Here is a 10,142-nt window from a genome sequence, read left to right as displayed (position 1 = left end):
CAGCCGGTAATTTCATAAACTCCTTTTTACTTGGTAAGAGCCCCGGTAGCACAATTTGGAAGATAGACCACAACTCTCCTAAATGATTTTCGATGGGCGTACCCGACAAAGCAAAGACTGCCGGCACCACAAACTGGCGCAAACTCTGAGCAATCTTGGTTTGGGCATTTTTCATGACCTGAGCTTCATCTAAGAAGAGAAAATCAAAGGCCATCTCTTGATAAAGCTCGCTGTCTTGACGAAAAGTAGCATAGCTAGTCACATAGATTTGGTGATTTTCAGAAAGAATCGCTTCTCGATTCGCTTTCAAACCATGAACGACAGCCAAATCCAACTGTGGGGCAAATTTCCTGAATTCATCTGCCCAATTGTAGATCAAACCTGACGGAGCCAAGATCAAGACCCGACTATCTTCGGTCACCTGACTAGTCAAAAAAGCGATAGTTTGCAGTGTTTTCCCCAATCCCATATCATCTGCCAGGATGCCACCAAAACCATAGTGATGAAGCATCTGGAGCCAACGAACACCCTTTTCCTGGTAGTCTCTCAAACTCGCCTGCACCCGTATATCTCCCAAAGGAAAGTCCTCTGGATGGGTCAAATCATGAGCTAAATGCCGAAATTCTTCCGAGAAGGAAATCCTGTCTCGACCTTCAAACAACTGAGACAAACTGTAAGCTAGGGATTTCCGAGCGTGAAAAGAACCATCTTTTAGCTCAACCCCCAGTTCCTGCAAATTTTGACGAACCTGCTTGGTTTCCTCGTCAAAAAAGTACACTTGGTCAGAAGAACTGATATAGAAATCCTGATTGCTGGTCAGGGCTTTAAGAGCTTGATCAATCTCTTCTTGGGCAATCCCTTGGAAATCAAATTGAATTTCCAACAGTCCTCCCTTGGACTCAATCTGAACCTGAGGAACTTGGACGCTGTAGAGCTGATTCATATCATCAGACAAGAAAACCTGACCCAATTTCTCAAAAGCTGGAATCGTATGGTGAAAGAAAGAATAAACTGCCTCTGGCTTCAAAGCCTGTCTCCAAGACTGAAAATCAGCCTCAAAACCAGCCCCTAAGCAGACTTGAAATAGTTGGTTTTCCAAGACAGCATCACTTGAAAAAGGTAATTGTTCCAGCTGTTGACGACTAGTTACCTTGACATCTCCATAGTCAAACTGGATATCCAAGCGGATGCGGTCGTCATCCTCCCTATCAAAGTAAAAGATTGGTGAAAAGGGTCTGATTTGCAAGCGCTCGGGGGCAGACACTGTGCCTAGCTGTCCAAACAAAGGCAGACAGGCAGCCAGACGGTCACGATCACTGTTGTCAAACTGGAGGCATTTTCTCCCTCTTTCCTCCTGAGGAAGCTCCTTGATTTCCTTTAATAGGCTGATTTGTTTAGGATTTAAGAGATAAAGTTTCCCCTTACGAAAGAGAACTGCCCCTCCATAGAATACGTTGACTCGCTCACTTTCAGAAATCTCCATCTCAAAATAATCGGGATACTCCTTCACGGAAAAAGAGAAAAGGTTTGCTTCTGGATCTAAATCATAAAAAAGAAGATTTTCATAACTAGTAATCTGGTGCTCAAAATGAAAATCTTCCAAATTCATCAGCAACTCCACTCCCTGCTCAAAAAAGGTCAGAGGGAAAAAGAGGTGACGACCTTGATTGGGGAAAAAGAGGTCTTGACTCAGTCCCTCCTCAACCAAGCCACATAAAAAAGTAAGAACTTCTTGACTAGCTGTATCAAAAGCATCCCAAGACAAGTCATTTTCATAGTATTTCCCAATCATATATGGCTTTCGATGGACCAAGACCTTCAAAAAGAGAGGAATATCACGGATGACATAATATTTTTGACTATCAACTAAACCGATTCGGAGTGTCCAAAGGAGGCGATTGGTTCCAGCTTCTACCTGACCTTGAGCCGACAAAGTGTAGATTTTCTCTCGCTTCTGAGGTTGGATCCGCTCCAAAAAACTACCGCCAAAACTAACCTTGGTTTCGACCTTTTCTTGCTCTTCATGTCCTTTTTCTAAGGCTTGTAAAATCACTTGGCCTTCTTCATCATTTTTCAGATAATGCTCGAGCGCTGCGAGGTGAACACAGTAACCTCTTTTTTGGAAAAAATCGCAAGCACAAAAAACAAGATCATCCTCTAAACTGTAGCGCAAGTCTTCTCCCGCCACACGAGTATAGAGGCGATTCCCTTTTTCCTTGATAATCTCAATGTTGCCTGTTTCATAGAGTGTAACACCCTCCATGCGCAACTTTCCCGGAATCAATTTAGCCATAGTTACCCCTTTATCTTATCTTTTCATTATACCACATTTTCCCCTACGAAAATAGCCTTCTAGGAAGACTTTTCTCCCAGAAGGCTGGATTTTTAAAGTTTAGCAAAAGTGGTAACGATACGCTGACAAACTTCTTGCAACAGGGATTTAGGCATAGCTATATTGAGGCGGGCATGGAGACTTCCTTCCTCTCCAAAGTCCAAACCTCGGTTCAAGATAACCTTGGCTTCATTCTTCAAAAGCTCTTGCAAGCGGTCATCCGTTAGGTCATAGGCTGAAAAATCAAGCCAGATCAAGTAGGTACCTTGCGGTTTCATGACCTTAATCTTGGTTTCGTTGCCCAAAACATCCACTACATAGTTAATGTGGTCCTCAATGACTTCCTTTAACTCTCCTAACCAGTCCTTACCATAACGGTAGGCAGCTTCTGTCGCTAAATACCCCAAACCTGAGATTTCATGTTGGTTATTGGCCAACTGCCGTTTTTGGAAAGCAACACGAAGCTTGGGATTTTCAATAACTGCATAGGAATTCTTGGTCCCAGCAATATTAAAGGTTTTAGTAGCACTACTCAAGATAAGGGCAAAGTCTTTAAAAGCAGGATCAATGGCATTAAAAGACTGGTGTTTGTGACCAAAGAGAGCCAAATCTTGGTGAATCTCATCTGAAACCAACAAAACACCGTGTTTTTGGCAGAGATGCCCAATCTTTTCTAACACTTCCTTTTCCCAAACACGTCCACCAGGATTGTGGGGATTGCAAAGGATATAGAGTTTGACATCCTCTCCCACCAATTCCTTCTCTAACTGGTCAAAGTCAATCTCAAAGAGCCCGTCCTTTTCCACCAAAGAATTGGTAATCAATCTGCGATTGTTCAGTTTGACACTGCGGGCAAAAGGTGGATAGACCGGTGTGTTAATCAGAACAGCTTCGCCTTCTTTTGTAAAGGCTTGAATAGCTGTTGAAATAGCTGGTACCACTCCCTCGATAAAGACGAGTGCCTCCTTGTCAAAGTGATAACCGTGTTGTGTGGCTTCCCAGTCCTGCACCGACTCAATCAGAGCATCGCTAGCATAGGTATAGCCATAGACCAACTGATCTGCGTAGGCTTGTACAGCTTGTCGAACCTCAGGCAAAACCACAAAGTCCATATCTGCTATCCAGGCTGGTAGGACTTCTCGATCAGCTTCTGCTTCTTTCCATTTATAGGTATGGTGCCCAAAACGATTGGGCAGGCTTGTAAAATCATATTTTCCCATATCTATCTTATCCCTCCAAAGCTTGGCGCAAGTCCGCAATCAAATCTCTAGCATCCTCAATCCCAATAGACAAGCGTAAGAGATCATCTGTTAAGCCATATGAATGGCGCACTTCTGCTGGAATATCCGCGTGAGTCTGAGTTGTCGGATAGGTGATTAGACTCTCTACCCCACCCAAACTTTCCGCAAAAGAGAAGACCTTCAAGCTATTTAAAATATGAGGAATACGTTTTTCATCCACTACTTTAAAGGAAATCATACCCCCACGTCCAGTATAGAGCACTTCCTTGACAGCAGGTGAATCCTTCAAAAAGGCAACCACTTCTTGGGCATTGGCTGTAGAACGCTCCATACGAAGAGACAGGGTTTTGAGACCACGAATCAACTGATAACTATCAAATGGTGACAAGACCGCACCAGTCGTATTTAGATTGTAGAAAAGTTGTTCATATAGTTCTAAACTATTAGTCACAACCACCCCAGCCAAAACATCATTGTGCCCTGCCAAGTACTTGGTTGCTGAATGAAGAACGATATCCGCACCGTCTTCAATCGGACGTTGATAAATCGGACTGTAGAAGGTATTGTCCACCACTACCTTGGCACCCTTGGCATGAGCTAGTTTGGCTAGTTTTGCAATATCAAATTCCAACATCAAGGGATTGGTTGGCGTTTCAATATAGAGAACATCCACATCTTTCTCTAACTCAGCGATCAACTCTTCTTCTGTATTGGCATAGGTAAAATGGAACCGACCTTCCTGCTCGACTTGGTTGAACCAACGAAAAGAACCCCCATACAGATCGCGCACAGCCAAGACTTTACTTCCGACTGGAAAAACACTAAAAGCCAGTACAATCGCAGCCATTCCTGAGCTCGTCGCTAGAGCATAGTCTGCTGACTCAATAGCCGCCAAGACTTCCTCCGCCTTACTGCGAGTTGGGTTTTTAGTACGCGTATAGTCAAATCCCGTAGACTGGCCAAACTCTGGATGCTGATAAGTTGTTGAAAAATGAAGTGGTGTCACCAAGGCACCTGTTGCCTTATCTGACTTGATCCCTGCCTGGGCTAAAATTGTGTTAATGTGTAGTTCTTTGCTCATACAATACCTCCAAATCTATAGTAACTATTGTACCACTTATTTTCACTAACTCATTTTCTTGTTTTCAAGAGCTAGTTATAGTTTCAAACTATATAAAAACGATAGTTCCTTAAGAAACTATCGTTTTTCCTGTTGAATAGACTGGTTATTTAACGTGTTTTGCCAGTTCTTCTTGGGCTTTTTTATTTGATTCTTCTTTTTCTTTCAGCCATTTTTCTTTAGCTTTTTCATACTCATCAGTCGTTACAGTCTTATCTTGCAACTTGAGGTACTTGTATGATTCCACACCCTTATTTCCTGCTTGTGAGAATGGTGCTGAGAAAGGAACTGTCTTTCTCAAGCCAGGTGTTCCACCAAGGGAAACGTTTGGAATTGCAAGGGCGCTATCAACGAGCCAAGCTTGAACTTCAGCATATTTTTCATAACGTTTCGCTGGGTCTTGCTCTTTATTGGCCTCTTCCAACATTTGAGTATAGGTATCAAGTCCGACTGCCTTAGCCTTATCATTGATTTCACCAGGTTCCAAACCAAGATTTTGTAGCATTCCACCACTCTTCACACTAAAGATGTCCAGATAGGTTGATGGATCTTGGTAGTCAGGACTCCATCCACCGTTATAGAGATCATAGTCCTTTTGAGCCGCTGTTTGTGCGAGATAACCTGAGCTATCATAGTCCTCTGTGGACAATTGTTGGATATCAATCACCACATTCTCAGTTCCAAGAACAGATTCAATTGATTGTTTCATTGAACTAATTGATTGAATTTCTGTTTTATTGGTCATCTCTACAGTCTTATCCAAGTGAATTGGGAACTGTACTCCTTTGGCTTCAAGTTCTTTTTTCGCCTCCGCAAATTTAGCCTTAGCTTTTTCTGGATTGTAGTAAGGATCCTGAGCGTCTGCAAAATTGATGTTCTGCCATTCTTGACCGTAGTTGACCATTTTAGATGAGACAACATCTCCGAAATCTTTTCCGTTAATAGTCACGAAGGTAGGAGGCACGATAAGGTTACGAATAACCTTCGTTGCCCCTTCTTCTCCTTGTGATTGAGCTCCATAAGCCGTACGGTCATAGGCAAAGTTGATGGCCTGACGGAAGTTTTTATTCAGAATGGCTTCTTGGGTAGATTGTTTTTCGATGTCAGTTGTCTTTGAAGTGAAATTATATGATTTTCTATCCAGATTAAAGTTTACGAAAAATGTTGTCGCATCTTGCATACTGTAGACAATGTTGTCCTTGTTTTTCTCTTTAATCCCTTCAAAACTTGAACTATTTGGGTAGAGACGTGCGTAGCTGTATACTCCTTCTGTAAAGTTACGAGCTAGGGCATCTTGGTCACTGCCGTCATAGTAAGTCAATTTCACATCGTCCACAAAGACATTTTTAGCATCCCAGTAATTTGGATTTTTCTTGTATTCGATGACAGATTTTGAAACAAAGGACTTCATCAAGAAGGGACCGCTGTACAAAATACTAGAAGGATCTACCTTACCAAAATCATCCCCTTTTGATTTCAGGAAGTCTGCATTGACAGGGAAGAGAATGGTTGAAGTTGTTTTAGAATTCCAATAAGGTTCTGGACGTGTCAAAGTATACTGAACTGTTTGGTCGTCAATTGCCTTAACACCGACAGTTGAAAAGTCTGTTGTTTTACCATTAATGTAGTCATCCAAACCTGCTACAGACTCTTGAACAAGGTACAAGGCTTCGGATTTTTTATCAGCAGCATATTTCAAACCTGTCACAAAGTCTTGGGCAGTTACAGGGGCGTATTCTTCACCCTCATAAGTATACCATTTTGCATCCTTACGCAATTTGTAAGTATAGGTCAAACCGTCCTGAGAAACAGTCCAATCCTCTGCCAAAGATGGAACATAGTTACCGTATTGGTCATTTTCCATCAACCCATCCACCAAATTGGTCACGATGTCATTGGTTGTTGCACGGTTTTCTGCAAGATAGTTCAAACTAGATGGATCGCTCGAATAAACATAGTTATATGTTTTAGTAGCGCTAGTTGAGTTCCCACATGCACTTAGCAGGATACCAGCGCTTAACACGACACTTGCAAGTGTCAGATACTTGGCCTTAGACTTTTTCATTTCCAGAACCTCCTGTTTAAAAGTTTTGTCTTATTATACAGTTTTAGTTTTATTTAGTCAAGAGATTTCTGAAGAAAAACTTAAAGAAACATATTTTTTGCTCTTAATTTTAGAAAAAGTTCTCTTTTTTTAAGAAAAATGTAGTATAAAAACCTTTCTATTATAGAAAGGTTAAATTTATTTCTTTTATTTATAAATCTTTTTACGATATTTTCAATCGTGTACGTAGTCGGTCTGCTTGAGCTTTACCTATTATCTTGTCTAATAGCCGTGTCCGTAGGCTCATCAAACCATAGAGACCTCCTCCAAGCCCTCCGATGAGAGCTACGTAAAGGAAACTCCAGAGACGTCCACTTGGCTGGAAGACAAAACCGAGTAGCCACTGCAAGAAACCAACTAGGATAAACATGACAAGGGTTAAGATGGTAATCAAAATAGTTCGCTTCAAGATAATCTTTCGACGAGCACCCGTTACCTTACAAATATCTCGGTACATGAGAACATTTGGAATAATCAAGCCGATAGTCGTTGAAATCAAGGGACCGTAGCTGTGAAAAATAACAATAGTTGGCAATTGCAGGACGATCTTAGCAATGGAACCATAGATAAAGTACCTAACCGCCGCACGGTTTCGGAACATGGCCTGAAGCATAGGAGACAAGACCATATACAAGCCTAGGATAGTAGACTGCAAAACTGCAAAGACAAATAAGCCCATGGCCAAACTATCTGGCTTGCCGTAAAAGACTGTGTAGAGCGGTTCTCCTACCATAACAACCCCAACCGTTGCTGGTAGCAAGAATAAGAAGAGCATGGTAAGACTATCTTGGACTAGTCGAGCCGCCGCTGGCAAGTCGCCTTTTACGTAGTTCTCCGTCAACAGCGGCAAGCCAACACTCCCAATGGAAACTCCTACAGAGATCAAAATCATAGTAATTTTATTAGGATTGGCAGAGAAATAAGAAAACATAACAACCAAGTCCTCATTGCTGTAGTTGGTAAACCACTTCATACTATTAATAAAGGTCATCTGGTCTAAAATCTGAAAGAGTTGAATAGCAGACCCTGTCAGGATAAAGGGAATGGCTTCCTTGATGGTATCAACCAAGAGTCGCTTACTATTGATCTTATCCCGCGTTTCAAAAACCCTTTTGAGCAAACCTTCTTGGGCAAGAAAATAAATCAAAACTGCAAAACTTGCCACCATCCCCACAAAGGCCGCAAAGGTCGATTGAGTAACTGCTGATAAGTAGTCACCAGACCCCATCTTCATAATGAAGAAGGTTGCCATCAACATCCAGATAACACGGATCACCTGCTCAGCGATTTGACTCATGGCATAGGGTTTTAGGTTGTTCATCCCTTGAAAGAAGCCCCGGATAACACTCATAGATGGGAAAATCAAGACTGCCCAAGCCAAGCTCTGCATGATGGGAATCAGGTCTTTCCCCACACCTGACAAGTCTGCTAGCCAAGGAGAAAAGAGATACAAGACCAAGGCAAAGACTAGTCCCAAGCCTGTCATAAAGCTTAGGAAACTCCGAATCAAGGCAAAGCTGTGCTCTTCTTCTCGCATGGTATTATACTTAGCCACTTGTTTTGCGACCGCAACAGGGATACCCGCTGTCGAAATCAGCAAGAACCAAGCGTAAATATTATAGCCCATGGTAAAGAGACCATTTGCCTTGGCAGCATAGGTTCCCATCCAGATATACCAGGGAATAATGTAGATAGCACCAAGTAGGCGACTAATAAAGTTACTAGCTGTTAGCCAAGCAGTCCCTCGCAACATCTGGGCCTGTTGATGATTGTTTTCGTTAGACATAGCTTCCTCATTCAATTTTGATAACTAGGAAATCTTCCTCATCTTCCATTATAAACTTTTCCTTGTTACTTGTAAAATTCAGACTTTCGGTTTACAATAGAAAGTATGATAAAAATTGAAACCGCATTAGATATATTAAAGAAAGATGATCTCTTCCGCGAGATTATCGACCAAGGACACTACCACTACAACTACAGCGAAGTTGTTTTTGATAGCATCAGTTACGACAGCCGAAAAGTAAAAGAAGGCACTCTTTTTTTTGCAAAAGGCGTTGCTTTTAAAAAAGAATACCTCCTATCCGCTATAACGCAAGGTTTATCTTGGTATGTCGCAGAAAAAGACTACGAGGTCGGTATTCCTGTTATTATCGTGAACGACATTAAGAAAGCCATGAGTTTGATTGCTATGGAATTCTATGGCAATCCACAGGACAAGCTCAAGCTTCTAGCTTTTACTGGAACCAAGGGTAAGACAACAGCGGCCTATTTTGCCTATAATATATTAGCTCAAGGACATCACCCAGCTATGCTGTCTACCATGAATACAACCTTAGATGGTAAGACCTTCTTTAAATCTGCCCTCACAACTCCTGAAAGCATTGATCTCTTTGATATGATGGCTCAGGCTGTTAAGAATGGTAGAACCCATCTCATCATGGAAGTCTCTAGTCAAGCCTATCTGGTCAAACGCGTCTATGGCCTGACCTTTGATGTAGGTGTCTTTCTTAACATCACTCCTGACCATATCGGGCCGATTGAGCATCCTAGCTTTGAAGATTACTTCTACCACAAACGTCTCTTGATGAAAAATAGTCGAGCAGTTGTCATTAATAGCGACATGGACCACTTTTCTGTATTGAAAGAACAAGTAGAAGATCAAGAACATGACTTCTATGGTGGCCAGTCAAGTAACCAAATCAAGAACTCCAAAGCCTTTAGCTTTTCCGCTACAGGTAAACTCGCTGGTGATTATGATATCCAACTCATCGGTCACTTTAACCAAGAAAATGCAGTCGCTGCAGGACTTGCCTGCCTTCGTCTAGGTGCCAGTCTGGAGGATATCAAAAAAGGAATTGCTGCAACCCGCGTTCCTGGGCGTATGGAAGTCCTCACACAGAAAAATGGAGCCAAGGTCTTCGTCGACTATGCCCACAATGGCGATAGTCTGAAAAAACTGATTTCTGTTGTAGAAACCCATCAAACTGGAAAAATTTCTCTGGTTCTCGGTTCAACTGGAAACAAGGGTGAAAGTCGCCGCAAAGACTTTGGCCTCCTCCTCAATCAACATCCCGAGATTCAAGTCTTTCTCACCGCGGATGACCCCAACTATGAGGATCCAATGGCCATTGCTGAAGAAATCAGTAGCTATATCAGTCATCCTGTTGAAAAGATTGCCGATCGTGAACAAGCCATCAAGGCGGCGATGGCCATCACAAATCAAGAACTCGATGCCGTAATTATTGCTGGTAAGGGAGCCGATTGCTACCAAATCGTCCAAGGAAAGAAAGAAGACTATTCTGGAGACGCAACCATCGCAGAACGTTATCTATAAAAAAAATC

The 10,142-nt window shown here is 42.2% G+C and carries 6 protein-coding genes; 1 reads left to right on the top strand and 5 read right to left on the bottom strand.

From position 1 onward, the window contains the following. From SORDD15_RS01030 to SORDD15_RS01010, 5 genes are all read right to left on the bottom strand, one after another. On the bottom strand, positions 1 to 2,293 hold a 2,293-nt coding region (locus SORDD15_RS01030), incomplete at its 3' end, for a DEAD/DEAH box helicase (RefSeq protein WP_061413598.1). 92 nt (positions 2,294 to 2,385) lie between these two features. Further along, the gene (locus SORDD15_RS01025) at positions 2,386 to 3,552 is read right to left on the bottom strand and encodes a MalY/PatB family protein (protein ID WP_061413596.1); all 1,167 of its coding nucleotides are present in this window, start codon (positions 3,550 to 3,552) and stop codon (positions 2,386 to 2,388) included. Positions 3,553 to 3,559: 7 nt separating this feature from the next. Next, a complete protein-coding gene (locus SORDD15_RS01020) occupies positions 3,560 to 4,654 on the bottom strand; it encodes a cystathionine gamma-synthase (RefSeq protein ID WP_061413594.1) in 1,095 nt (364 codons plus the stop codon). 145 nt (positions 4,655 to 4,799) lie between these two features. Beyond that, positions 4,800 to 6,758: a peptide ABC transporter substrate-binding protein gene (locus SORDD15_RS01015; RefSeq protein ID WP_061413592.1), complete on the bottom strand. Its 1,959-nt coding sequence runs from the start codon at positions 6,756 to 6,758 to the stop codon at positions 4,800 to 4,802. A gap of 202 nt (positions 6,759 to 6,960) precedes the next feature. After that, complete coding sequence (locus SORDD15_RS01010) at positions 6,961 to 8,583, bottom strand: putative polysaccharide biosynthesis protein (protein WP_061413590.1); 1,623 nt, start codon at positions 8,581 to 8,583, stop codon at positions 6,961 to 6,963. A 105-nt stretch (positions 8,584 to 8,688) separates the two neighbouring features. Between SORDD15_RS01010 and SORDD15_RS01005 the strand changes: the two genes are divergently transcribed. Next, positions 8,689 to 10,134: a UDP-N-acetylmuramoyl-L-alanyl-D-glutamate--L-lysine ligase gene (locus SORDD15_RS01005; protein ID WP_061413588.1), complete on the top strand. Its 1,446-nt coding sequence runs from the start codon at positions 8,689 to 8,691 to the stop codon at positions 10,132 to 10,134. The last annotated feature ends 8 nt before the right edge of the window (positions 10,135 to 10,142 follow it).

Source organism: Streptococcus oralis (assembly GCF_001578935.1).
Classification (GTDB): domain Bacteria; phylum Bacillota; class Bacilli; order Lactobacillales; family Streptococcaceae; genus Streptococcus; species Streptococcus oralis_R.
Note: the sequence above shows the minus strand (reverse complement) of the source record. Positions and strands in the feature narration are given on the sequence as shown.

Coding starts and splice junctions, on each gene's coding strand:
- SORDD15_RS01005 (WP_061413588.1), top strand. CDS start 8,689: ATGATAAAAATTGAAACCGCATTAGATATATTAAAGAAAGATGATCTC.
- SORDD15_RS01015 (WP_061413592.1), bottom strand. CDS start 6,758: ATGAAAAAGTCTAAGGCCAAGTATCTGACACTTGCAAGTGTCGTGTTA.
- SORDD15_RS01020 (WP_061413594.1), bottom strand. CDS start 4,654: ATGAGCAAAGAACTACACATTAACACAATTTTAGCCCAGGCAGGGATC.
- SORDD15_RS01025 (WP_061413596.1), bottom strand. CDS start 3,552: ATGGGAAAATATGATTTTACAAGCCTGCCCAATCGTTTTGGGCACCAT.
- SORDD15_RS01010 (WP_061413590.1), bottom strand. CDS start 8,583: ATGTCTAACGAAAACAATCATCAACAGGCCCAGATGTTGCGAGGGACT.